This is a genomic window from Prochlorococcus marinus str. MIT 9107 (assembly GCF_000759855.1).
Taxonomy (GTDB): Bacteria; Cyanobacteriota; Cyanobacteriia; order PCC-6307; family Cyanobiaceae; genus Prochlorococcus_A; species Prochlorococcus_A marinus_N.
Genome location: NZ_JNAI01000010.1, coordinates 112,121 through 136,635 on the forward strand (window position 1 = coordinate 112,121; position 24,515 = coordinate 136,635).

The following is a 24,515-nucleotide window of genomic DNA, read 5'->3' on the forward strand; positions in this document are numbered from 1 at the left end:
GATTTTATAGCAAATTTTTCTAGTCCTAAATAAAATAAATCTAAAGCAATATAAAATGTCTGAGGCAGCTGCAAATTCAAAAGAAAAAAAAGAAATTGAAGTTTCCAAAACTATTTTGCCTGAAAATGAAAAATTTGAAAGTGAATCTTTGAATTATGAGATAAAAATACCCGGTTGGCTTTTTAAAGCTATCAATAATTACGAAGAATCAAATAATATTAACGATGAAAATCAAAACCTTATTGTAAAAGCCTTTAAACTTGCTTATAAAGCTCATGCAGGACAACTTCGTGCTAGTGGTGAACCTTATATTATTCATCCATTGGCTGTTGCAAATCTTCTCAAAGAAATAGGGGCTAGTTCATCTGTTATTGCTGCAGGACTTTTACATGATGTTGTTGAAGATACAGGCATTGATTTATCGGAAATAGAAACAAATTTTGGATCAGAAGTAAAAATACTTGTGGAGGGTGTAACAAAATTAGGAGGTATTCACTTTAATAACAGGACTGAAGCACAAGCTGAAAATCTTAGAAAAATGTTTATGGCTATGGCTAGCGATATCAGAGTTGTTTTAGTAAAACTTGCAGATCGACTTCATAACATGAGAACAATTGAATGGCTCAATGATGAGAGAAAACAAAGAATAGCGAGAGAAACAAGAGAGATTTATGCACCTTTAGCTAATCGATTAGGAATAAATAGATTTAAATGGGAATTAGAAGATTTAGCATTTAAATTTCTGGAGCCTAAAGAATATCAAGATCTAAGAGATCAAATCGCTGTTAAAAGGAGTGATAGAGAAAAAAGGTTAAAAGTAACCCTGAATCTTATGAAAGAAAACTTATTCTCAGCGGGTTTAAAAAACTTTGAAATCACTGGAAGACCAAAACATCTTTATGGAATCTGGAGCAAAATGCAAAGACAACAAAAACAGTTTCATGAAATTTATGATGTTGCTGCTCTAAGAATTATCGTTGATAATTCAGATAGTTGCTATAGAGCTTTAGCGGTTGTACATGATACTTTCAAACCAATTCCAGGCAGATTTAAAGACTATATAGGATTACCAAAACCCAATGGATATCAGTCCCTACATACGTCAGTGATTGGAAGACATCGACCTATTGAAGTTCAAATTAGAACTACTTCCATGCATCAAATTGCGGAATATGGTATTGCTGCACATTGGCAATATAAAGAGGGTGGTTCTCCTGCTAAAAGCAATGCTGAAAGATTTAATTGGCTAAGACAACTAGTCGAATGGCAACAAGAAGGTAATAAAAGTGACCATAATGACTATTTATCTTCAATTAAAGAAGATTTATTTGATGAAGAAGTATTTGTAATCACTCCTAAAGGAGATGTTGTTGGGTTAAGAAAAGGATCTACCGCAATAGATTTTGCGTACAGAATTCATTCTGAAGTTGGAAATCACTGCAATGGAATAAGAATTAATGAAAAACTTTCTCCATTATCTACATCACTACAAAATGGGGACTTTATAGAAATTTTGACAAATAATAATGCCACTCCAAGCTTGGATTGGCTGAACTTTGTAGTTACGCCAACTGCCAAAAATAGAATTCGTCAGTGGTATAAGAAAAGCCACCGGGATGAAACGATTAAGAGAGGCAGAGAATTACTCGAAAAAGAAGTAGGTCGCAACGGTTTTGAAACTTTGCTTTCAAGTGATGCTATGAAAAAAGTTGCTAATCGATGCAATCTAAAGAATACGGAAGATCTTCTGGCATCACTTGGTTTTGGTGGTTTAACTTTACATCAAGTATTAAACAGGCTGAGAGAAGAAATAAAATTACAGACGGAAGATATAAAAAATAATTCTGATTCTGAAATAGCAAAATCTCTCAAAAGTAATAGTAATTTATCCACTAATAAAACTCATACAAAAACTAAATCTCCAATTTCTGGGATAGAAGGTCTTGATTTCAGAATAGGAAAATGCTGTACCCCACTTCCAGGCGAAGATATAATCGGAACCGTATGCCTTGGTAACCATGGGATAACCATTCATAGGTCAGATTGTGAAAATGTTATGCCAATTCCAATAGAGAGAAGATTACCTGTTGGATGGAATCAAGATAATAAAACTCGTGATAATAAATTTCCTATTCAGCTGCGAATAGAAGTGATTGATAGGGTTGGAGTTCTTAAAGATATTCTTATGCGATTATCTGATAAAGGTATAAACGTTAGCGATGCCAATGTAAAAACTGCTTTTGGTAAACCAGCTATTATCAATCTCTGCGTAGGTCTAGAAAGTTATAATCAACTTAACAAAACAATTGACCAAATTAAATCAATGGCAGATGTTTTAGATATTGCCAGAGTTGGACAAAGTTAATTTAAAAATAAGATAAATCTATCTTTTAATTTTTATCTTATAGATAAAGAAAACAATACTGCCACAAATCAAAGCTAATAATAAACCCACACAAGATGAACCTAATAGTAGCTTTAGTGAAAAAATTCGACCTTGTCTCCATAAGTCATCGATAACAAAACTTTTTTCAATAGTGTTATTAGACGAGTTATTTAAAACAATAGAACCAACTTTATAGTTTAAATAATAAAGTGGAATATAAGTAAAGGGGTTACTTATCCAAGTACCAATTGCAGCTAGAACAATATTTCCCTTAGCTAGTTTCGCAAAAAATACCCCTATTAAAGTCTGGAATCCAAAAAAAGGAAAGCACCCACTAAATACACCTATAGCTAAACCTTTAGCGTTATAGAAAGGACTACCATTCTGATGCCTAAATAATGATAGAATTTTTTTAAAGCTAATATCTCTTTTAGATCTCATTCAGAAAGAAAAATTCAAAATTAAATTCTTGATAATCTTACTTAATTATCTATAACAAAGCGAGAGATGGATTCGATAGTTACTACAGAAGATACGATAGCAGCAATTGCTTCAGCTATAAGCATAGGAAAAGGAGGAGTTGCGATAATAAGAGTATCGGGGAAAGACTCAATAAATTCTTGCAAAAAGATTGTTAAAACTAAATCTAAATATGCATGGGAATCACATAGAGTTTTTCACGGTTTTATTAAGGAAAATAAACAAAATAAAATTATAGATGAGGTGTTAGTTTTAGTGATGAAATCACCAAATAGCTTTACAGGAGAGGATGTTGTTGAACTTCATTGCCATGGAGGAATAATATTAGTAAATAAAGTTCTAAAAATATTATTATCTAGTAATTCTAGAGTTAGACTGGCAAATCCAGGAGAATTTAGTCAAAGAGCTTTTCTCAATGAAAAAATAGACCTTACTCAAGCCGAGTCAATTAATCAATTAATTAACGCAAGCAATATCAGATCAGCAGAGTTAGCTTTTAGCGGGGTTCAGGGAGAAATAAAGAAAAAAATTGATGATATAAAAAATGACCTTATAAATGAACTTTGCGAGATAGAGGCGAGAGTTGATTTTGAAGAAGACTTCACAGATTTTGATTACACCAAATATCTAAAAAACATTAAAAAAGTAAAAGAGAAAATAGAATTACTCATAGAAAATGCAAAAAGAAATTCATATATTCATAGTGGAATATCCATTGCGCTTATAGGCAAAACAAATGTTGGTAAAAGCTCATTACTAAATTTACTTGCAAAAAAAGAGAAGGCAATTGTCACTAATATTCCTGGAACAACTAGAGATGTTATTGAAGTGAATTTAACGATTAATGACATTCCAATGAAAATTATTGATACTGCTGGCATAAGAGAAACTTATGAACAAATTGAAAGTATTGGAATTAAAAAAAGTTTTGGGAAAATTAAAGATTCAGATTTTATAATTTATCTTTATAGTCTTGAAGAAGGATTTAATGAAGAAGACGAAAAAATAATAAAAGAAATACCTAAAGAAAAATTAATTACTATTTTGGGAAATAAAAAAGATTTAATAGATTCTAAAAATATTAACTCAAATAAGTTAAAAAACACAATTCTTATGAGCATTAAAAATAATGATGGTGAAAGATTATTAATCGACACAATAATAAAAAAATGCGGACTAAAACAATTAGAAAATATCAATATATTTTTAAACGAAAGACATCTAACGAATTTGTCTGCTTGCCTATCTAATTTAAATGATACTGATAAAATAATTAAAAATAGATTGCCATTTGATTTGTTATCAATAGAACTTAGAGATGGTATTCAAAACTTATCTAAAATAACTGGTCAAGAATTAACAGAGGAACTTCTAGATAATATTTTTTCTAAGTTTTGTATTGGTAAATAAATTTGAGTTAAATTACATAGTGATATATAGTTAACTCTCAAACTTCAGTTGAATTTTTATTAATTAATTATTTTTTAGTTTAGTGGATTTAAATACTCCAAGCATAAGAAAGATCATTGATAATTGGATCGATGAAGATTTAGGTAGGGGAGATCTAACAAATCCTTCTATTACAGAAGAGAATGGTAAAGCATATTGGATCGCAAAAGAAGATGGAATATTTTGTGGTGTTGAGATTATACAAGAAATCTTTAAAAAAATTGATTTAAAAATCAGTTCAAAATTTAATATCTGTGATGGAGATAAATTTGTTAAAGATCAAAAACTCTTAGAAATATATGGACCTTCAAAAAGTTTACTCGCTGGTGAAAGGATCAGCTTAAATATAGCAATGCATTTATCTGGAATATCAACACATACAAAGAATCTTGTAAATAAGTTAGAAGGCACAAATATAAAACTAGCAGATACTAGAAAAACAACTCCTGGCTTAAGAATATTTGAAAAATATGCATTCAAATGCGGAGGTGGAGTTAATCATAGAATGGGATTATACGACGCAGCTATGATAAAAGAAAATCACCTTGCATGGACAGATAATCTTAAGAATGCAGTAAAAAAAATTCGACTAAATTCACCTTTTACAACTCATATCATAATTGAAGCTGAGAATATCGAACAGGCAAGAGAAGCAGTATTAGCAGGAGCAGATAGTGTCTTGTTAGATGAAATTAGCCCTGAAGAAATCAAAAAAAACGTTGAAGAATTAAGAGATTTATCAATTAATAGCTTAAAAAAAGAGGTCAATAAAAATTTAATAATAGAGGTTTCTGGAATAAATCCTAATGAAATTAGTAAATACCTAATAAAAGGTATTGATTTAATTTCAACAAGTTCTTCAATTACCAAAAGTAATTGGATTGATTTAAGTATGCGTTATATTAATTAATCATATAGATAAATAATTAAATAAATAATGCTAATCATTTTTGAAGAATTAACAAAAAACTTTGAACAATCTCTTTTAGATAGTCTTAAAAAAAATTATAAAGAAGGAGAGTTCGAAATTCTTAGGAAAAATTTAATTACACAATCATCAAAAGAAGAGTTTGGTGATTATCAATGTAATGTTTGTTTAAGTTTATCTAAAATATATAAAAAGAATCCAAGAGATATTTGTAATGAATTTATTAACCTATTAAATAAAAATAAAAGCATATCAAAATTATGCAAGAATCTAGCAATAGCTGGACCTGGATTTATAAATATAAAATTAAAAGATGAAGTTCTAATAAATGAAATTAAATCAAATATTCAATGCCAAAGGGCTGGATTGCCTCAAATTAAAAAAGATTTAGATAGTGGCTTATTAAATAAAGTTATTGTAGATTTTTCTAGTCCAAATATTGCTAAAGAAATGCATGTAGGGCATTTAAGATCCACAATAATAGGGGACTCAATATCCAGAATTTTCGAGTTACGAGGTTATGAAGTATTAAGACTAAATCATGTTGGTGATTGGGGAACACAATTTGGAATGCTTATTACTCAGCTAAAAGATTTATATTCAAATGATTTAGAAGAAATAGGAAAAATCAAGATAAGTGATTTAGTTGAATTTTATAAAGCATCAAAAAAAAGATTTGATAATGAATCTGAATTCCAAAAAAGATCTAGAGAGGAAGTAGTTAAGTTACAAAGTGGAGATAGTAAATCGATTCAAGCTTGGCAATTATTATGTGATCAATCGAGAAAAGAATTTGATGAAATCTATAAAAATTTAAAAATAAAAATAAAAGAAAGAGGTGAATCTTTTTATAATCCCTTCTTAAAATCAGTTATTGAGGATTTGAATTTTAAAAAAATTCTTGTAGAAGATCAAGGAGCAAAATGTGTATTTTTAGATGGGATGACTAATAAAGAAGGCAAACCTTTGCCGCTAATTATTCAAAAAAAAGATGGTGGTTTTAATTATGCCACCACAGATCTTGCTGCTATAAGATATAGATTCAATAAATCTCCTAAAGGGGATAATGCTTCAAGAATTATTTATGTAACTGATCATGGACAAGCAAATCATTTTGCTGGAGTTTTTCAAGTTGCAAAAAAAGCAAAATGGATCCCAGATAATTGTCAAGTAGACCATGTCCCTTTTGGGTTGGTTCAAGGAATTGATGGCAAAAAACTTAAGACAAGGGAAGGTAAAACAATACGTCTAAAAGATTTATTAAAAGAAGCGGTTAGAAGAGCAAAAGAAGATTTATTGAAAAGATTAGAAAATGAAAATCGTTATGAGACCGAAGAATTTATTGCAAATACTTCAAGAATCATTGGATTAGGAGCTGTTAAGTATGCAGATTTAAGTCAAAATAGGATTACTAATTATCAATTTAGTTTTGATAAAATGCTTTCACTGAATGGTAATACGGCTCCTTATTTGTTATATACACTTGTAAGAATTTTAGGAATTAAAAGAAAAAATGATTTTGTTTATGGCTCTAAAGATTTTCAATACATAAATTATGAATATAAATCTGAGTGGAAACTTATCAGAAAATTACTTAAGTTCGATGAAGTCATAATCTCTATTGAAAAAGACTTAATGCCAAATAGACTATGCAATTATCTGTTTGAGCTATGTCAGACTTTTAATAGATTCTATGATCAAGTTCCAATCCTCAAAGAAGAAAAAAATATAAAAATTTCTAGACTTAATTTATGTGACCTAACTGCAAAAACACTAAAATTAAGCTTAGATCTTCTAGGAATTGAAACTTTAGAAAGAATGTAATGAATGATTTTGATCCATTAAATAATCTTTTCCCAAAACCAAGAGAAGAAATAATAAATATGCAGTCTTACTCTGCACCTTTAGAAAATAGAAGAAATTTACTCCGCTTAGACTTTAATGAAAATACCTTAGGCCCAAGTCCTAAGGTTTTGGAGGCATTACAAGCCATAAAATTAGATGAGATTTCAATTTATCCGGAATATAATTTATTAAAAAATTTTTTATGTGATAAATATCTTGATTCAAGAAAATTTAGTAATGATGAGATAGGAATTTTTAATGGAGCAGACGCAGCAATACATGCAATTTTCAATTGCTTTGGAGAAAAAGATCAAATATTTCTAACCACAAATCCAACTTTTGGTTACTATTCTCCTTGTTCAGAAATGCGAGGAATGAAGAAAATAACTTGTTCTTACATTGGAGAAAATTTTCTATTCCCCATCGAAGAATTTAGTGAAAAAATTATAACTTATAATCCAAAGTTAATATTTATTTGTAATCCAAATAATCCAACAGGAACAGTTTTAAGCGCTAAAGAGATAATTAACTTAGCTAATATTAAACACGATGCATTGATAATTGTTGATGAACTGTATGAAAAATTTAATGGTGATAGTCTTCTTGAATCGATAGATTTTGAAAAGAATCCCAATATACTGATAATCCAATCTCTTTCAAAAACAGCAGGTTTAGCGGGTTTAAGAATAGGTTTTACTTTTGGCAATAAAAATTTAATTCAGTACATTAACAAAGTTACAGGACCATATGATGTCAATAGCTTTGCTATAAAAGCAGCATTAGCAGCACTTAAAGACAAATCATATATTCATAATTATGTTTTAGAAGTAAAAAAAGCAAGGGAATGGATTTTAAATAAATTTAAAGCCACAAAAATCAGAACTCATTTTAGTGGTGGTAATTATTTCTTAATTTGGCCAAAAAAAGATCCTAAAATTTTAATACAACAGATGAGAGAAAAAGGAATTCTTATTAGAAGTATGGAAAACAAAAAAGATATTGGTCAGTCAATAAGAGTTAGTATTGGAACTAAAGAACAAATGATTTTCTTCTGGTACAATTACAAGGTCTTAGATTTAATAAATTAATTACCGAAAATATAAATTGTATTTTGATCGATTCTTTTAGGTTTTATTTTAAAATTTTTTCCAACATATTTTACTTTAAAATCTTTCATATTTTCGATAAATAAATCAGCATTTGAGAAATCACATTCTTTATTAATTTGTTTGCTACGTGCAAAGTGAACAGGAATAACTACATTAGGTTTTAAAATCTTAACTATTTTTGAGGCTTCTTCCCCATCGTAAGATTTTATTCCTCCTCCAATTGAAATAAATAGGATATCTGGGCGAGACAAAATAATTTGAGTATTAATATCAATATCACCAGCAGCTCCTCCCATATGAACAATTTTAAGATCATTCTGCTCCCAACTCCAAACAGTTGCCATCCCAAATCTTCTTCCATCTACTCTGTCATGTGGTACAGAAATTCCATTTAATAAAATATCCTCAAATTGATAGATTCCCGGCTCAACAAACATTAATTGATCATTAGGGTTATATCCTTCATCTGGAAGCCTAGAACTAGCCAAAATAAAATCTACATTGACTTCTTTTGGCTCCTTTAAATTGCTTGCGCAACCTATTGATTTAAAGGGATTTATAAGAATCGATTTTTCTGCGCTATTAATTAAAAAACTACTATGTCCCAAACTTTTTATTACTAAATTCCTTGCCAATAAAGAGGTAGGTAAAAAAGAGCTAAATAAGATAAAAAAGAAAATGTTTTTAATTTGAGAAATCATAATATTAATTTTTTTTGTATTTTACTTTTGTTCAGCCATTTTTAGAAAATTACTAATTAATTTATGACCATATTGTGTCAATACACTTTCAGGATGAAACTGCACCCCATGTAAATGTCTATATTCTTTATGAGAAATAGCCATAATAGTTGAGTCTTCTAAAGTCGCAGTTATCTCGAAACAAGAAGGTAAAGAACTTGAATCAACTATAAGACTATGGTACCTTGTCGCTACAAAGGGATTCTCAATATTTTTAAACAATCCTTTTTGATTATGAAATATTTTGGATGTCTTACCATGCATAAGTTCTTTCCCAACTAAAACCTTACCTCCAAAAGCTTGGGCTAAAGCTTGATGACCTAAACAAACTCCTAATATCGGAATATTTTTTGATAATTTGTTTAGTATTTGCAGACAAATTCCAGATTGATCTGGATTACCAGGACCTGGAGATAATAAGATGCCACTAGGATTTAGTTTGATAATTTCTTCTAAAGTAATTTCATCATTTCTTTTAACTATTAATTCTTTAGTTATTTCATGCTCAACAGAAAGTTCTCCTAAATATTGAACAAGATTATAGGTAAAACTATCGTAATTATCAATAACAAGAAACATAATTATATCGATTTAAAATAACAACTTTATTTTAGGAACAAAAATATATACAGCAATAATAACAGAATTAATGGAAGCTAATAATACTGCGCCTGCAGAAGTATCTTTTGAAATTTTAGCCAAACGATTAAATTCTTTTTTCATTACTAAATCAACTATTGATTCAATAGATGTGTTTAATATTTCTAATATTAAAACAGACATAATTGTGGCAATCAAAGTTACATAATTACTTAGACTAATTTGAAGTAAAAAACCAATCATTAAAATTATAAATGCACAAATTAATTGAATTTTAAAATTTCTTGAAGTTTTCAATACGTAACTAATTCCACTGAAGGCATACTTAAAACTTATTAATACATTACTAGAAGTTTTGTATGATTCTTTTCGATTTTCTAAAGAGTTTATTTTTTTTTCCATAGATTTTTTAATCTAATCGAGTAATTAAATATTCCTGAAAATTTAACATATTTTCTAAATCAAGATTATTATTATGTTCCCATCCCAAAAGATGTAAGAATCCATGACTAGCCAACCAGAGCATCTCTCTATAGATTGAATGTTTATATTCATAGGATTGCTCAAATGCCATCTCTAATGATATAAATATATCTCCCAGCTCTATGTGATCTAAATTATTTAGAGATTCATCAGAAATGATTGGAAAAGATAGAACATCAGTTGGTCCATTTTTTTGCATCCACTTCTGGTTCATAGAAGCAATCTCTTGATTAGATATTATCTGTAAGCCTAATGAAAAAGATTTTTTTTCAAAAATAAATTTTGGCAATTTGTAATCGTCTTTTTTTAATATTGTATTTATCCAAGATAAAAAGACTTTTTCCCAAAAAATAGATTCAAAAATAAGCTTAGTTTTATTATCTTTTAACTTATTTGAAAATTGGGAAAAATCATTACATTTAAAAACCAAATCTAAATTTATTTCAGAAATAATTTTTTCTTTCATAAATTCTTATACAGGAATATTGGGCTTACCTATTGTGGCTACAAGTATTAATATTCCAATTAAAACTAGAAAGGTTATTGAAAAATGAGAAATGCTTTTTGAACCCTTCCTTACCATATTTCTCATAGCAAGCTTTATAAAGCTTGGAGTCGTAACTTTTTTTTCTGTATTTTCGTTTTTATTTTCCATTAGTTATTCAAGAGAGTCGTTAGAAGAAATATTAATGCGTAATAATTCATGAATAAATGGTTCAAGTCCACCATCTAAAACACTATCTAAGTCATTAGTCTCCTGCATAGTCCTAAGATCTTTTACCATTTGATAGGGATGGAAAACATAATTTCTTATTTGATTGCCCCATGCAGCTTCCACAATATCGCCTTTAATATCAGCGACTTCTGCAGCTCGTTGTTCTTTAGCAATAACTAGTAGTTTAGACTTAAGAAGTAACATAGCTTTTTCTTTATTTTGTAATTGAGATCTTTCTTGGGTACATCTTACTGAAATTCCTGAAGGCAAATGAACAATTCTTACTGCTGTTTCTACTTTATTAACATTTTGTCCTCCAGCTCCGCCGGATCTACTTGTTGTAATTTCCAAATCTTTTTCAGGTATATCAAGTGAAATATTGTCATCTAATTTTGGCATAACCTCTACCCCAGCAAAGCTAGTTTGTCTTTTACCATTAGCATTGAAAGGAGAAATTCTTACTAATCTATGAGTTCCTTTTTCATATTGCATATAGCCGTATGCATATTTTCCATCAATTTCAAACGTTACGCTTTTAATTCCTGCCTCTTCTCCTTGAGATAATTCATTGATGATAAGACTCATTTGATTATTATCTGCCCATCTTGAATACATTCTTAATAAGATCTCTACCCAATCTTGTGCATCTGTTCCACCGGCACCTGCGTTAATAGAAATTACTGCTCCTTCCTTATCGTATTCACCACATAACAATCTTTCAAATTCCCATTTATCTAAATTCTCTCTTAATTTCTTCAGGCCCTGCTGGGATTCCAAAATCATTTCCTCTTCTGGTTCTAAAGAATAAAGCTCAAGAGAGGCATTAGCATCAGAAATAAAAGTTTTCCATTTATCTAACAATTCGAGTTGAGCTTTGACATCATCGAGTATTAACATTTGTTTTTTGGCTGCTTCTTGATTCTCCCAAAATTCAGGCTGAGCAGAAATCTGCTCTAACTCCTTCCTTTTCGCTTTTAATCTTGGAACGTCAAAGACAATCCTGAGCATTACCCAGGCGCTCTGTTAGTTCCGAAAGATCTTTTTTGAAATCTGAAATATCTATCAAAATAGAATTTAATCGTTATTTATAATCTAACAAGCACTTTTGTTTAATAGTATAAACTAAGTATTATTTTAAAAAAATGTCCAAAGTTGAAATTTATACTTGGCAATATTGCCCATTCTGTATTCAAGCAAAATCTCTACTCAAGAAAAAAAATATAACTTTTACAGAATACAAGATTGATGGGGATGAAGATGCAAGAGCATTGATGACTGAAAGAGCAGATGGTAGAAGTACATTACCACAAATATTTATAGATAATGCAGGTATTGGAGGCTGCGATGATCTCTACACATTAGAAAATGAAAATAAATTAGACGCATTATTAAACTAGATCTTATGAAATTTCTATTCGTAATAGATCCAATAAAAAATATAAATCCCTTAAAGGATTCATCTGCTGCTTTAATGCAAGCATCATCAAAAAAAAATATTGAAATATGGAGTTGCACTCCTCAAGACCTTGAAGCCAGAGGTGATGAAGTATGGGCATCTTCCCTAAAAGTTGAAGTAAATCCGTGGATTTCTTTCAAAGAGAATGATTGCATCCCTCTCGCCGAATTTAATTGCATTTGGATGAGAAAAGATCCTCCTGTAAATGAGGCTTATTTATATGCAACGCATCTTTTAGAAGTTGCCGAAAGAAAAGGAGTAAAAGTAATTAACAAACCTTCATCATTAAGAGCATGGAACGAAAAGCTAGGTGCTTTGAGATACAGCCACTTAATGGCACCTACAATAGTTGCGAGTAAGGTAAAAGATCTTATTAATTTTGCAAATATAAATAATGAAGTAGTCATAAAACCTCTTGGAGGAAAAGGTGGTCAAGGTGTTATAAGGATAAATAAAAATTCTCCAGGAATAAAATCAATCATTGAATTAATCACTTCTCAAGAAGAATTACCGGTTATGATGCAAAAATTTATTCCTGAAGTCATAGATGGTGATAAAAGAATAATTATCGTAAATGGTGAAGCAATTGGCTCTATTAATAGGATTCCTCAAGGAGGCGATTTTAGGAGTAATTTGGCAATGGGCGGTAAGGCCGAACCAACATTACTAACAGAAAAAGAAAAAAGTATCTGCTCAGAGTTATCTCATCACTTCAAAGATGAAGGTTTATTTTTTGTGGGTATTGATGTAATAAATGGAATGCTTAGCGAGATTAATGTAACCAGTCCAACAGGTTTAAGAGAAATAGAAAATTTATCCAATAAGAATGTTTCAGAGGAAGTTATTGAAAAATTAATGGAAATTATCTAGGATTTTTAGCGAAAAATATTTGTTTTACTATAGATTCAAATTTTAATTTAATCTCATCTATTTCTTTCTTTAAAACAGAACCTGAAACTATACCTGAACCTGCAGTAAATTCAATATTTTCTTCAATATATCTTGCACCTCTTATTACTAAAAGAAATGAAGCATTTCCTGATGCATCAACCCAACCCATTGGAGAAGCATAATTTCCTCGAGGGAAAGACTCAAGAGTGTTTATCCAATCCAATGCGACATTTTTTGGGTATCCACAAACTGCCGGAGATGGATGTAGGTTTTCAAGCAATTCAAAAGGACATATGTTTTCAACTTTAGAGAAAATGAGTGTTTGCAAATGAGAAATATCTCCAAATGAATTGACCTTGATATCACTTTTTTTAAAATTTGTTATTTTTGAAACTTCTAAACATTTAATTAAATACTGTATTACATAATTATGTTCCTTTAACTCTTTAGTACTTTTTAGGAGTTTCTTAAAATTTGAATTAGTTGAGATAGTTCCAGCAAGAGCCTCCAAAGTTAAATTAGGTTTATTAAATGAAAATAATTTTTCTGGAGATGCTCCAAACAAAATATCCTTACTATTCCTTTTCCAAACGTATCTGCATGTATTTGGTTGATTCTTTTTTAATCTTTTTAAAATTTCTACTAAATCTAATTTATTTTTAATTTTTATTTTAATCCTATTCGCTAAAACTATCTTTTCGAGGATACCTTTCTCTACTAATTGCATTCCCCTATTTACTAATTTTTTCAAATTTTTATTAGAAGTTTCTAAGGAGTCGAAGAAATCATCAATAATAGGAAAATCAAAACTAGTTTTTAAGTCAGATGATTTTATTAATTCTGAGCCAGAATTAATAACCTGATTTCTAATTGTCCATATTTCTTCAATTAATGTTCTTAATGATGATTTACCTTCAACATGACCATTAATTCTTATCCAGCAATTCTTATCACTTTTAATAATTAATATTTTTGGTAAGATAGCTTCCAAACTAGGAACATCTGAGGATAAATTCTTATTATTCAAATTTTCAGAAAAAGAAAATAAATAAATTATTTTTGAAAGTGCAGAATTATTTGATTCATAAGTTAAGTTAATTAAATTTTTAAAATTTTCAGAATTAAACTCATTTGCTACCTCAAATCTTTTTGGACCATCCAAAGTAACATATTTACATTTCTCGAAAGCAATATATGAAATGCCATCACATTCCTCCCAAAATGAAGAAAACGGATATTTATTTATAAACAATTCATATACTTGAAATAAATCAATACATGGCATCTCTAGACAAATACTCACTAAACCAGAATTTTCCACTTTCTTATCGAAAGAGGTAAATACATCTTTTAAAAAATCTGTAAAGTTTAAATCATTTTTCATTACTTATTGAAAATAACTAAAAATCATGCAATAAAGTAAAAAATGTAACTCAATTTATAAACTATATTTAATATTGATGAAATTTTGTGTGTTTATTAAAAATGGACGAAAATAAAAAAAAATTATGGAAACAAGCAATAAAATGGCCTCTTTATTCTGTTGCCATACTTCCAGTTTTTATAACAGGGGCTTATTTACTCAATCAATATGAAAAGGTAAAAATTTATAATTTGATTGCATTTACTTTAGCTGCAATTTTGATATTACTTTGGGAAAATCTAACTAATGATTTATTCGACGCAGAAACAGGTATCGATGAATTCAAATTCCATTCAATTGTAAATCTTGTAAAAAATAAAAAAATAATTTCATTTATTGCATATACATCTTTAGTTATTGGTTTATTAATAATTTCAATTATTTCAATATCAACAAGTATAAACATTTTGATTTTGGTGACAGCTTGCTGCTTCTTAGGATATTTATATCAAGGACCTCCTTTTAGATTTGGCTATCAAGGTTTAGGAGAACCATTATGCTGGATTGCATTTGGACCTTTTGCTTACTCTGCAGTCTTAATTGCCTTAAATCCGTCTAATATTTACTTTGAAGATATTCCTTGGAAAGTTTCTTTATTACTTGGTTCAGGACCTTCCTTAGCAACAACTCTTGTATTATTTTGTTCTCATTTTCATCAAATTTCTGAAGATAAAAAGCATGGGAAAAACTCACCTTTAGTTCGATTAGGATCAAAAAAAGGTTCTCAATTTGTACCTTGGATAATTTTTACAATATATATTTTTCAACTTTTCACTATAGTTACTGGATTTATTCCAGTATTTTGTATCCTTTATTTGATTAGTTTTCCTCAAGCAATAAGACTTATAAACTTAGTAACCTCATCATATAAAAAACCTTCAGCTATAAAAAATTGCAAATTCGTCGCAATAAAATTTCAAACTCTTAATGGAGTTGGCTTAATCACAGGATTAATATTTAATTACTTGATTAATAAATGAACTTAATATTTAAAAAAAAATTTTATAGCTTTAAGTTATCTACAAAAGTAGAAAATTCTAAAAACACTTACCTTACAAAATCGGGTTGGATAATTAAATTAACAAGTAATGATAAAAAAATTGGGTTTGGAGAAGTTTCACCGCTTGATAAAGAAGGCTTAAAAAAATGTGCAAAACAACTAAATATGATTCCTGAGTATGTAGGTTTATTTAATTTATCTGACCAAATAAATAGTTTTCACCCATGCATTCAATCTGCAATAAATTCTGCATTAGCAGAGATAAATGAAAAAATAATTTTTAAAGAAAACTATTACTTTGATGAAATTGATAAAACAGCCATACTTTTAAATCCTAAAAATGTAATTTCAGATTTAAATGAAATTAAAAAAAGACAATCTAATATTGGAAAATCAGTAACCATAAAATGGAAAGTAGCATTAAAAAATAACCATGAGGAAGAAGCAATTTTAGAAGAAATTTTAAGCCAAATAGGTAATAACATTAAGTTAAGAATAGATGCTAATGGTTCTTGGGGAAGAGAGATGGCTAATAGATGGACTGATATTTTAAAAGATAACAAGAATATAGATTGGTTAGAACAACCTCTTTCTGTTGATGATATTGATGGAATGAAAGAACTCAACAAAAAAATTCCAATAGCCTTAGATGAATCACTTTTAAAATTTCCAACTTTGATTGATGAGTGGAAGGGTTGGCAAATTCGAAGGCCTTCTCAGGAAAATAATCCAATTAAGCTTTTAAGAGAATTAGAAAATAAAAAAGCTTTAATATCTATAAGTACCTCATTTGAAACTGGAATAGGAAGGAGATGGCTTTATCATTTATCGTCTCTACAATTACAAGGACCAACTCCAAAAGTTCCTGGTTTAGCAATGAATAAATTCCCTAATTCGTTTCTATTTTTAAATGAAGCAAAAATGATATGGAATCAACTATGAAAAATAAAATTCATATTATTGAAGTTGAAAATAATGAAACTCAATCTGTAGAGAAAATTATTAAAAAAATTAGAGAGAATAAAATTATTTATGTAAAAAACAAATTTCATGAAAACGAAGATGCATTAGATTCAATTAATGAAAATGGACCAGCAATTATCTTAAATAGTAGTGGTAGTTCTGGAAAACCGAGAAAATGTTTTCACCATTTAGATAATCTTAAATTATCTGCCGCTACATCAGGCCAATGGTTATTAGAGCAAGGATTTGAATTGCAAAACTGCTTAATTTTAAATACTTTACCCCTCAACCATATAAGTGGATTAATGCCAATTTTTAGAAGTCAAATTTGGGGATGTGATTGCATTAATATTTCTCCGAATTTAATAAAACAAACTCGAGAACTTTTACTTTTTACAATTAAATCTAAAAAAAACAAACAACACTTGATTACGTCATTAGTACCTACTCAATTAAAAAGACTTTTAGCTGAAAAAGATGGTATTAGCTGGCTAAAAATTTTTGATCTAATTTGGGTAGGTGGAGCTTCAGTTTCACACGATACTGCAGAACAATGTATACAAAAAAAAATAAAATTAGCACCTTGTTACGGCTCAACTGAAACAGCAGCAATGGTTACGAGTTTAAAACCGAAAGAATTCTTAATGGGTTTTGAAAGTGTTGGAGAAATACTACCTGATACAAAAATAAGAATTAACGCAAAAGGATTAATCGAGATAAAAACAGCCAGAATTGGAATCGAAATAATAAACTCTTCAAAAACTGAAAATTTCAAAAATAAAAATGGTTGGTGGCAAACCAATGATTTAGGTGAAATCAATCAAATCAATAATTCTTTATATTTAAACTTTCTTGGAAGAAGTGACAATGCTTTTAATTCAGGAGGAGAAATCGTTTTTCCAGAAGTAATTGAATCTCGATTAAATAATTTCGTTATGAAAGAGAATATCCCAATTAATAAATTCAATATTTCAAAAGTAACCGACAAATTATGGGGAAATAAAATTCAAATAATTGTTGAATTTAGAGAACTTACAAATCATAAAACTATTGAAAATTCATTAAATTTATTAAAAAAATTTTCTCAAAGTTGGCCTAAACATGAAAAACCTGAGAAGTGGATTGTTAAAAACAAAAATAACAGTACAGAAAAAATAAACTATAAATTTAAAAAATAATAATTAACATTCTTTTAAATTTGAACTTACATTTGAAGCCTCTATCCATCTTTCTAATTTATCGGGAAGCTCCATTTTGTTTCTTGAATCAACATCTAAAGAACAATGTATTATTTTTCCTTCTGCTACTTTATTTCCATTTTTTATAAAAAAGCTATTTACTTGGAACAAATGAGTATTAATTTTATGAGGGGCAATTTTTACTTTTAAGAAATCTCCAATTTTTATAGGAGCAAGAAAGTTCGCTTCGCAATTTACTATGGGAAAAATAATTTGACTTTTACTTATAGAAAAATCTGGAAAAATATCTTGATAAGGAATCCCATAAATTTCAATACTCTCTTCCCAAGCTTCATGCGACCATTTTAATAAGTTATGAAAATGAATTACACCAGCAGAATCACAATCACCAAATCGTACTTTCTTCTGCAATATTAACCAATCAGAGGGGTTCATTTAAAGAAGTTATCTATCAACAGATCCCATAATGACATCTATTGAACCAAGGATTGCCATAATATCAGCAATTTTGGCACCTTTGAGGATATGAGGCAATATTTGCAGATTATTTAAATCAGCTGCTCTGATTTTAAATCTCCATGGGGTGACTTCATTATTTCCTTGAATAAATACACCTATTTCTCCTTTACCGGACTCTAATCTTGTATACAATTCTCCGTTAGGAATTTTAAAAGTTGGAGCAACCTTCTTAGCTACATATTGATAGTCAATACCAAATATTTCACTCTTCTTATCTTCAGTCGCCATTCTTTGAGCTTCTAAATTTTCTGTTGGACCTCCTGGAATCATTTTGCAGGCTTGGCGAATGATACTTAGTGATTGTCTCATCTCTTCAATTCTTACTCGATATCTCGCATAACAATCACCTTCTTTTTCTGAAGCAATCTGCCAATCAAAATCTTCATAAGATTCATAACTATCTACTTTCCTTAAATCCCAGGAAACTCCAGAAGCTCTAAGCATTGGCCCAGACAAAGACCAGTTAATTGCCTGGTCTCTTTGTATTGTTCCAAGACCTTCAATTCTTTTTCTAAAAATCGGATTATTTGTTATTAATTTTTCGTATTCATCTATCTTAGGACCGAACCAATCACAAAAGTCTATACATTTTTCTAACCATCCATATGGGAGATCACATGCGACACCACCTATCCTAAAGAAATTATTATTTATTAATCTTTGTCCAGTAGCAGCTTCCCAAAGATCATAAATCATTTCTCTTTCTCTAAAAATATAGAAAAATGGAGTTTGAGCTCCTACGTCTGCTAAAAAGGGACCAAGCCATAAAAGATGATTGGCAATACGATTAAGTTCCAGCATAAGAACTCTTATGTAACTAGCTCTTTTAGGCACTGGAATATTAGCTAATCTTTCAGGAGCATTTACTACAATAGCTTCATAAAACATTCCTGCTGCGTAATCCATTCTGCTTACATAAGGGACATACATGACATTTGTCCTATTTTCAGCTATCTTTTCCATTCCTCTATGTAAATATCCAATTACAGGCTCACAATCAATGACATTCTCACCGTCAAGAGTTACAACTAACCTTAAAACTCCATGCATTGAAGGATGGTGAGGGCCAAAATTGACCACCATTGGTTCTGTTCTAGTCTCTAACTGAGCCATTCGAAATTTTACTTCTAAACAAATCTTAGTCGAAAGTTATGCAAACTGACCTATCTGATTCATCTTTTTTCAATCATAAATCAGTTATGACAGATGAGATTATGGCTTCATTAGAGCATTACCCATTAATAAACAACAACCAACTTAAAGGAATAGACGCGACTTTAGGAGGAGGCGGGCACTCATATCATTTATTAAGAAAATATTCAGATTTAAATATAATTGGACTTGATCAAGATCCATTCGCCAGAAAATCTGCATCAAAAAAACTTGATGAATTTAAAAAAAGGATTGATATAAGGGCTTCAAATTTTGCGGATTTTGAACCAAAAGAAAAAGTTTCTTTTGTGATTGCAGATCTTGGAGTAAATAGTAACCAAATTGATAATCCTAAAAGAGGATTTAGTTTCCAAAAAGATGGTCCACTTGATATGCGCATGAATCCTTTTCTTGAGGTTGATGCAGAGAAATTAATTGAGGCTTTAAATGAAAAAGATCTTGCTAACCTAATTTATAAATATGGAGATGAGAGATTATCAAGAAAGATTGCTAGGAAAATAAAAATGGATTTGAAGGAAAATGGAAAATATTCTGGGACAAAAGAGTTAGCTTATTCTATTGCCGGCTGCTTCCCACCAAAACAAAGATATAAGAAAATTCACCCAGCAACAAGGACATTTCAAGCACTAAGAATTGCCGTTAATAAAGAAATTGAAGTATTAGAAAAATTTTTGCAAGTTGTCCCTGAATGGCTTTTGCCGGGCGGAATTATCTCTATTATTAGTTTTCATTCCCTAGAGGATAGGTTAGTTAAAAGTTCATTTAGGAATGATCAAAGACTAAAAAACCTGACAAAAAAGCCAATAACTCCTTCCGAACAAGAAGTCGAACTAAATAAAAGAGCTAGAAGTGGAAAATTAAGAATTGCTCAATTAAATTGAGGAGTTAATAATTTCTAACGTAATGATTTAATCGTATTTGTAAGAATATGAATTGCTTGTTTTATATCTTTTGAACTAGTGCTTAATCCAATACTTAACCTTATTGAAGATTCTGCTTCTTTAAAAGTTCTACCTAAGGCGAGCAAAACGTGAGAAGGTTCACCATTACTGCATGCAGATCCACTAGAACAAATAATTTTAGATTTTAAAAGTTTATGAAACTTTGCTCCGTTTAAATCCAATATAGTCAAATTCAAATTATGCGGTAACCTTTTTTTTATGGAGCCATTAATTAATAAACCAGAATTATTTTCTAACAAACCCTCTAAAAGGTTATTTCTACATAAAAGTAACTTCTCAGCATTCTTTTTTTGATTAAGAACGGCTATCTCTATTGCCTTAGCAAAGCCTACTACTAGAGGGAGAGGTAATGTGCCAGATCTTAGACCATATTCCTGCCCTCCTCCAACAATTAAAGGTTCCAAATTAATTTCTTCATCAATCAGAAGAAGTCCTATCCCTTTGGGACCATAAATTTTATGAGAACTCATAGTTATCATATTTACATTTGATAAAAGACCTTTTAACTCGATATAACCTAAACATTGTGCAAAATCTGAGTGAAAAGTTATTCCTCTTGAATTACAGATCTTTGAAATATTCTCTATGGGCTGAAGAACTCCTATTTCGTTATTGGCCAACATTACGCTCGCCATAAATGTATCTTCTCTTATATTCTTTATGAACTTTTCTTCTGAAATTAAACCGTCTCTTTCTGGACTAATTTCTGTCACCATAAATCCCTCTTTTTTTAATTTTTCCAAAGGCTCCAGCACCGCCTTATGCTCCGTTTTCATGGTGATAATATGTCCATATTTTCCTGTTTTTTTATAAAAATTTCTTGCAAAACCTAATAAAGCTAAATTATTAGATTCTGTAGCCCCACTTGTAAAAATAACCTTTTTATTATTAAGAAATAAATTTTGTTCTATTTTTTCTCTTGAGGCTTCCAATATAGCGCTTGCGTTTATTCCCGCTAAATTTGATTTACTTGAAGGGTTAGAAAATATCTCACTCCAAAAAGGTTTCATAGAATCAACAACATCTTTAGAGCAAGGAGTTGAAGATTGATAGTCTAGTAGTATGGGAGTTGATAGCATTGTATTTAGTATATAAAATTCTCTTTATTACTAGAAAATCAAATTCAAAAATTTAAAAAATGAATGAAATTAATCAAGTAGAAAATGAAACAGTAAGAAAATCAAAAATTTTATTAGTTGATGATGAACCTGGTTTAAGAACAGCTGTTAAAACATTTCTAGAGGATGAAGGCTTTGAAATATTTATTGCAGTAGATGGAGAGGATGGTTGGGAAAAAGCTCAAAAAATTTTTCCTGATTTAATAATCAGCGACATTATGATGCCCCGAGCTAACGGTTATGCTTTATTAGAAAAAATTAGAGAGGATGAAAAATTAGGAGGAACTCCAGTTATTTTCCTAACCGCAAAAGGAATGACCCTAGACAGAACAGAGGGTTATCTTGCAGGAGTTGATGATTATATTTCTAAACCTTTCGACCCCGATGAATTAGCTGCGAGAGTTAAAAATGTAATCAATAGACAAGAACGTTTACTAAAAGAAGCAGCAAGATTCGCAGATATTGACGTAAGCAAAATGGCGAAGCAAATTACTGAAATAAAATCTATGCTCACAGAGCAAAATCCTACTAATTTAGAAAATAAAGTAAATCTTCCTAGTTTTACTCCAAGAGAAGCTAGTGTACTTCAACTTGTGGCAGAGGGGCTGATGAACAAGGAAATCGCAAGAAAGCTAGAAACATCTATTAGAAATGTTGAAAAATATGTAAGCAGACTTTTTATTAAAACAGGTACTTCTAGCAGAACCGAATTGGTTCGTTATGCACTTGAAAATCATTTAGTAAAATAAATTATTTAATTTTTTTGAATTCAATTAGTTTAGAGAAATAAAAAGGAGCTTGATTTAATTTAGTTTTAACTACGGTAAATCCCTTTTCATTAGCAGAATTAATAATGCCTTTTTCTTTTAATGTATAAGCTCTTGTAGTTTTACTTGGACCAGGAAACAATTTACCTATATTTTTTAGAACAGCAAGAACTGGAGTATAAGGAGCAAAGCTAACGATTAATTTTTCTTTGCTTAAATCGCATAGATGTTGAACCATTTCTTCTGCAACTGGTTGAGGATAATGAATAAATACATCCAAACAAACTACGACATCAAATAATCCTTTTAATTGTTCCAGATCACAAACTTTATATTTTACTTCACCTTGGTTCAACCCCAATTTATTTATACGATTCTTTGTTTCTTTAATCATTTCAGAAGAAATATCGCTTACCTGTAATTCTTTTATACCAAGTCTTAATAAAGGTATAGCTAGACTTCCAACACCACATCCAGCATCACAATAACTTTTTTTTGTTAGTTCAGGATAATTCCTGATGCATGAGACTACATCATCTACTGTCTTTTGATGTCCTTTCCTAATATTTTTCTGAACTGTATTAATTTCGTCAGATTTACTATAAATTTTGTTCCACCTTTCAAAGCCAGTTCCATTGAAATACTCCCTAACCTCACTTTTTTCAATAATTTTATTTGAAGTCATAATTTTCTATGAAAATTTATCTCTTTATACTAACTAATTGTCACTAAATAAATTGCGCGCCATTATGGGAAAGAATTGATTTGTTATTTTGTCAGAATTAAATTCTAAAGATATCTATAAAATTGCTGTCGTTATGGGTAGTGATTCAGATCTAAAAACTTTGAAACCTGCAGTAGATATTTTGGAAGAATTTGGAATAAAAACTGAAGTTTGTATACTTTCAGCCCATAGGACACCTATTGAGATGATGGAATATGCAAAAAATGCAGACTCAGAAAATATTAAAGTAATAATCGCCGGAGCGGGTGGTGCTGCTCATCTTCCAGGAATGTTGGCATCTATAAGTTGTATTCCTGTTATAGGAGTACCTGTAGAGAGTAAGACACTTAAGGGGATTGACTCTCTTTTATCGATTGTTCAAATGCCTGCTGGGATACCAGTAGCAACAGTTGCAATAAATGGAGGTCAAAATGCTGGATTATTGGCCATAGAGATGATTAGTTTATTTGATGAATCAATGAAAGAAAAATTGAAAAAATTTAGAGAAAATCTTCATACAAAGGTAAGAACAAAAAATAGTAAATTATCAACTATGGGAGCTGAAAATTATCTTCAAAATCAATAAACTAGTTTTATCTATTAGCTCTTTGAAAGTAAATTTTCTTTTTTAAGAAAGGTAATCACTTTTTCAACTGAATCCTTTAAATCTAAAGAACCTGTATCAACAACAACTTCTGGATTCTGAGGAGCTTCATATGGACTAGAAATACCTGTAAAATCTTTAATTTCTCCCATCCGAGCTTTCTTATATAACCCTTTAGTATCTCTGTTTTCGCATACTTTGATATCTGCAGCACAATAAACTTCAATAAAATCCTTAGATCCAATAATTTTTCTCACCTTATCTCTATCGCTGATAAATGGTGAAACGAATGCTGTAATAGTTATTATCCCAGCATTCATAAACAAATTTGCAACTTCCCCAATTCTTCTTATATTTTCTTCTCTATCTTCATCGGAAAACCCAAGATCTTTGCATAAACCGTGCCTTATATTATCTCCATCCAAAACGTAAGTTGAAAAACCATCTAAGTGTAAGACTTCATTTAAAGCATTTGCTAAAGTACTCTTACCAGACCCTGATAAACCTGTAAACCAAATAACCATTCCTTTATGACCTCTCATTTTCTCTAACTTATCTCTATTAATAGTTAAGTTATGCCACTTTATATTTGTTGAATTTGTTTGATCTTGTTCTTTCATTTTTTATATCTTCAAAATTAAAACCTATCCTAACCCTGCTTTATAAATTTTGAAATCCCTCTTTACTAAGAAACTCAATTGATTTTGATACCATATCGCCCTGTAACTGGATATTACTATCAATTAATGTTCCTCCAGTACCACAAAATACTTTAATTTTTTTAAGCAATTCTTTTAAAAGGATTTCATTCTCGGTTTCTAAACCCTGAATTAAAGTGATTGTTTTGCCCTTTTTACCTTTTTTTTGTTTTGAAATATTTATTTTTGATCTTTTATTAAAAGTATTTATCTTAGCTGTCTCTTCAGATTTATTTTCATGATTTTCAAATTCGATCCAATTCTTTTTTCCCATTATTTTCAA

General features: G+C 29.8%; 27 protein-coding genes. 13 read left to right on the forward strand and 14 right to left on the reverse strand.

Annotation, left to right across the window (positions count from 1 at the left end):
- The first annotated feature begins 55 nt into the window (after nucleotides 1–55).
- The gene (locus tag EU92_RS01100; RefSeq protein ID WP_032514626.1) at nucleotides 56–2,365 is read left to right on the forward strand and encodes a RelA/SpoT family protein; all 2,310 of its coding nucleotides are present in this window, start codon (nucleotides 56–58) and stop codon (nucleotides 2,363–2,365) included.
- An 18-nt stretch (nucleotides 2,366–2,383) separates the two neighbouring features.
- Here the strand turns inward: EU92_RS01100 and EU92_RS01095 are convergent, their stop codons facing one another.
- Nucleotides 2,384–2,827, reverse strand: a complete 444-nt coding sequence (locus EU92_RS01095) for a DUF2062 domain-containing protein (protein WP_032514627.1) — start codon at nucleotides 2,825–2,827, stop codon at nucleotides 2,384–2,386.
- 66 nt (nucleotides 2,828–2,893) lie between these two features.
- Here EU92_RS01095 and mnmE point away from each other — a divergent pair, with 66 nt between their 5' ends.
- The 4 genes from mnmE (at nucleotide 2,894) to EU92_RS01075 (ending at nucleotide 8,176) form a co-directional block, all read left to right on the forward strand.
- Nucleotides 2,894–4,276 carry a tRNA uridine-5-carboxymethylaminomethyl(34) synthesis GTPase MnmE gene (gene mnmE / locus EU92_RS01090; protein WP_032514628.1) on the forward strand — a complete coding sequence of 461 codons (1,383 nt, stop codon included), beginning with the start codon at nucleotides 2,894–2,896 and terminating at the stop codon, nucleotides 4,274–4,276.
- Between the two features lie 82 nt (nucleotides 4,277–4,358).
- Nucleotides 4,359–5,225: a carboxylating nicotinate-nucleotide diphosphorylase gene (gene nadC, locus EU92_RS01085; protein ID WP_032514629.1), complete on the forward strand. Its 867-nt coding sequence runs from the start codon at nucleotides 4,359–4,361 to the stop codon at nucleotides 5,223–5,225.
- A 27-nt stretch (nucleotides 5,226–5,252) separates the two neighbouring features.
- Entirely contained in the window at nucleotides 5,253–7,067 is a 1,815-nt protein-coding gene (argS, locus tag EU92_RS01080) for an arginine--tRNA ligase (protein WP_032514630.1), read from the forward strand.
- Nucleotides 7,067–8,176: a pyridoxal phosphate-dependent aminotransferase gene (locus tag EU92_RS01075; RefSeq protein WP_032514631.1), complete on the forward strand. Its 1,110-nt coding sequence runs from the start codon at nucleotides 7,067–7,069 to the stop codon at nucleotides 8,174–8,176. Before argS ends, EU92_RS01075 begins: the two co-directional genes overlap by 1 nt.
- On the opposite strand, the gene EU92_RS01070 is transcribed toward EU92_RS01075, so the two are convergent.
- The 6 genes from EU92_RS01070 to prfB form a co-directional block, all read right to left on the reverse strand.
- Nucleotides 8,173–8,898: an MBL fold metallo-hydrolase gene (locus EU92_RS01070; protein ID WP_032514632.1), complete on the reverse strand. Its 726-nt coding sequence runs from the start codon at nucleotides 8,896–8,898 to the stop codon at nucleotides 8,173–8,175. The genes EU92_RS01075 and EU92_RS01070 overlap by 4 nt on opposite strands.
- 21 nt (nucleotides 8,899–8,919) lie before the next feature.
- The gene (locus EU92_RS01065) at nucleotides 8,920–9,516 is read right to left on the reverse strand and encodes an anthranilate synthase component II (protein ID WP_032514633.1); all 597 of its coding nucleotides are present in this window, start codon (nucleotides 9,514–9,516) and stop codon (nucleotides 8,920–8,922) included.
- Between the two features lie 12 nt (nucleotides 9,517–9,528).
- Nucleotides 9,529–9,939: a diacylglycerol kinase family protein gene (locus tag EU92_RS01060; protein ID WP_032514634.1), complete on the reverse strand. Its 411-nt coding sequence runs from the start codon at nucleotides 9,937–9,939 to the stop codon at nucleotides 9,529–9,531.
- A gap of 7 nt (nucleotides 9,940–9,946) precedes the next feature.
- Complete coding sequence (gene ybeY, locus EU92_RS01055) at nucleotides 9,947–10,486, reverse strand: rRNA maturation RNase YbeY (RefSeq protein WP_032514635.1); 540 nt, start codon at nucleotides 10,484–10,486, stop codon at nucleotides 9,947–9,949.
- A 6-nt stretch (nucleotides 10,487–10,492) separates the two neighbouring features.
- A complete protein-coding gene (locus EU92_RS01050; RefSeq protein WP_032514636.1) occupies nucleotides 10,493–10,675 on the reverse strand; it encodes a DUF3285 domain-containing protein in 183 nt (60 codons plus the stop codon).
- A gap of 3 nt (nucleotides 10,676–10,678) precedes the next feature.
- A protein-coding gene (gene prfB, locus EU92_RS01045) for a peptide chain release factor 2 (protein WP_158457730.1) occupies nucleotides 10,679–11,801 on the reverse strand; the annotation gives its coding sequence in 2 pieces (ribosomal slippage) (nucleotides 10,679–11,725 and nucleotides 11,727–11,801; 1,122 coding nt in all).
- 76 nt (nucleotides 11,802–11,877) lie between these two features.
- Here prfB and grxC point away from each other — a divergent pair.
- The gene (gene grxC, locus EU92_RS01040; RefSeq protein WP_032523608.1) at nucleotides 11,878–12,132 is read left to right on the forward strand and encodes a glutaredoxin 3; all 255 of its coding nucleotides are present in this window, start codon (nucleotides 11,878–11,880) and stop codon (nucleotides 12,130–12,132) included.
- A 5-nt stretch (nucleotides 12,133–12,137) separates the two neighbouring features.
- Complete coding sequence (gene gshB / locus EU92_RS01035) at nucleotides 12,138–13,061, forward strand: glutathione synthase (RefSeq protein WP_032514640.1); 924 nt, start codon at nucleotides 12,138–12,140, stop codon at nucleotides 13,059–13,061.
- Here gshB and EU92_RS01030 read toward each other — a convergent pair.
- Nucleotides 13,054–14,466: a chorismate-binding protein gene (locus EU92_RS01030; protein WP_032514641.1), complete on the reverse strand. Its 1,413-nt coding sequence runs from the start codon at nucleotides 14,464–14,466 to the stop codon at nucleotides 13,054–13,056. The genes gshB and EU92_RS01030 overlap by 8 nt on opposite strands.
- A 101-nt stretch (nucleotides 14,467–14,567) precedes the next feature.
- On the opposite strand from EU92_RS01030, the gene menA reads away from it, so the two are divergent.
- The 3 genes from menA to EU92_RS01015 are packed head-to-tail and all read left to right on the forward strand — an operon-like array spanning nucleotide 14,568 to nucleotide 17,646.
- Nucleotides 14,568–15,485 carry a 2-carboxy-1,4-naphthoquinone phytyltransferase gene (gene menA / locus EU92_RS01025; RefSeq protein ID WP_032514642.1) on the forward strand — a complete coding sequence of 306 codons (918 nt, stop codon included), beginning with the start codon at nucleotides 14,568–14,570 and terminating at the stop codon, nucleotides 15,483–15,485.
- Entirely contained in the window at nucleotides 15,482–16,447 is a 966-nt protein-coding gene (locus tag EU92_RS01020; protein WP_032514643.1) for an o-succinylbenzoate synthase, read from the forward strand. Before menA ends, EU92_RS01020 begins: the two co-directional genes overlap by 4 nt.
- Nucleotides 16,444–17,646 (forward strand): AMP-binding protein, encoded by a 1,203-nt coding sequence (locus EU92_RS01015; RefSeq protein WP_032514811.1) that lies wholly within the window; start codon nucleotides 16,444–16,446, stop codon nucleotides 17,644–17,646. Before EU92_RS01020 ends, EU92_RS01015 begins: the two co-directional genes overlap by 4 nt.
- A 3-nt stretch (nucleotides 17,647–17,649) precedes the next feature.
- Here EU92_RS01015 and EU92_RS01010 read toward each other — a convergent pair whose 3' ends face one another.
- Complete coding sequence (locus tag EU92_RS01010; RefSeq protein WP_032514646.1) at nucleotides 17,650–18,102, reverse strand: acyl-CoA thioesterase; 453 nt, start codon at nucleotides 18,100–18,102, stop codon at nucleotides 17,650–17,652.
- 9 nt (nucleotides 18,103–18,111) lie between these two features.
- Nucleotides 18,112–19,299 carry an NAD(P)H-quinone oxidoreductase subunit H gene (locus EU92_RS01005; RefSeq protein WP_032514648.1) on the reverse strand — a complete coding sequence of 396 codons (1,188 nt, stop codon included), beginning with the start codon at nucleotides 19,297–19,299 and terminating at the stop codon, nucleotides 18,112–18,114.
- Nucleotides 19,300–19,337: 38 nt separating this feature from the next.
- Between EU92_RS01005 and rsmH the strand changes: the two genes are divergently transcribed.
- A complete protein-coding gene (gene rsmH / locus EU92_RS01000; protein WP_032514649.1) occupies nucleotides 19,338–20,240 on the forward strand; it encodes a 16S rRNA (cytosine(1402)-N(4))-methyltransferase RsmH in 903 nt (300 codons plus the stop codon).
- Nucleotides 20,241–20,254: 14 nt separating this feature from the next.
- Here rsmH and EU92_RS00995 read toward each other — a convergent pair whose 3' ends face one another.
- The gene (locus EU92_RS00995) at nucleotides 20,255–21,400 is read right to left on the reverse strand and encodes a cysteine desulfurase family protein (protein ID WP_032514650.1); all 1,146 of its coding nucleotides are present in this window, start codon (nucleotides 21,398–21,400) and stop codon (nucleotides 20,255–20,257) included.
- Between the two features lie 59 nt (nucleotides 21,401–21,459).
- On the opposite strand from EU92_RS00995, the gene EU92_RS00990 reads away from it, so the two are divergent.
- Complete coding sequence (locus EU92_RS00990) at nucleotides 21,460–22,188, forward strand: response regulator transcription factor (protein WP_032514651.1); 729 nt, start codon at nucleotides 21,460–21,462, stop codon at nucleotides 22,186–22,188.
- Nucleotide 22,189: 1 nt separating this feature from the next.
- Here the strand turns inward: EU92_RS00990 and bchM are convergent, their stop codons facing one another.
- On the reverse strand, nucleotides 22,190–22,891 hold the full coding sequence (gene bchM / locus EU92_RS00985; RefSeq protein ID WP_032514652.1) for a magnesium protoporphyrin IX methyltransferase: 702 nt from the start codon (nucleotides 22,889–22,891) through the stop codon (nucleotides 22,190–22,192).
- Nucleotides 22,892–22,979: 88 nt separating this feature from the next.
- Between bchM and purE the strand changes: the two genes are divergently transcribed.
- Nucleotides 22,980–23,516, forward strand: coding sequence for a 5-(carboxyamino)imidazole ribonucleotide mutase (gene purE, locus EU92_RS00980; RefSeq protein ID WP_032514653.1), 537 nt, complete (start codon nucleotides 22,980–22,982; stop codon nucleotides 23,514–23,516).
- 14 nt (nucleotides 23,517–23,530) lie between these two features.
- On the opposite strand, the gene cysC is transcribed toward purE, so the two are convergent.
- Both cysC and EU92_RS00970 read right to left on the reverse strand, forming a co-directional pair.
- The gene (gene cysC, locus EU92_RS00975; protein WP_032514655.1) at nucleotides 23,531–24,154 is read right to left on the reverse strand and encodes an adenylyl-sulfate kinase; all 624 of its coding nucleotides are present in this window, start codon (nucleotides 24,152–24,154) and stop codon (nucleotides 23,531–23,533) included.
- 40 nt (nucleotides 24,155–24,194) lie between these two features.
- The gene (locus tag EU92_RS00970) at nucleotides 24,195–24,506 is read right to left on the reverse strand and encodes a translation initiation factor SUI1 (RefSeq protein WP_032514656.1); all 312 of its coding nucleotides are present in this window, start codon (nucleotides 24,504–24,506) and stop codon (nucleotides 24,195–24,197) included.
- Nucleotides 24,507–24,515: the final 9 nt, after the last annotated feature.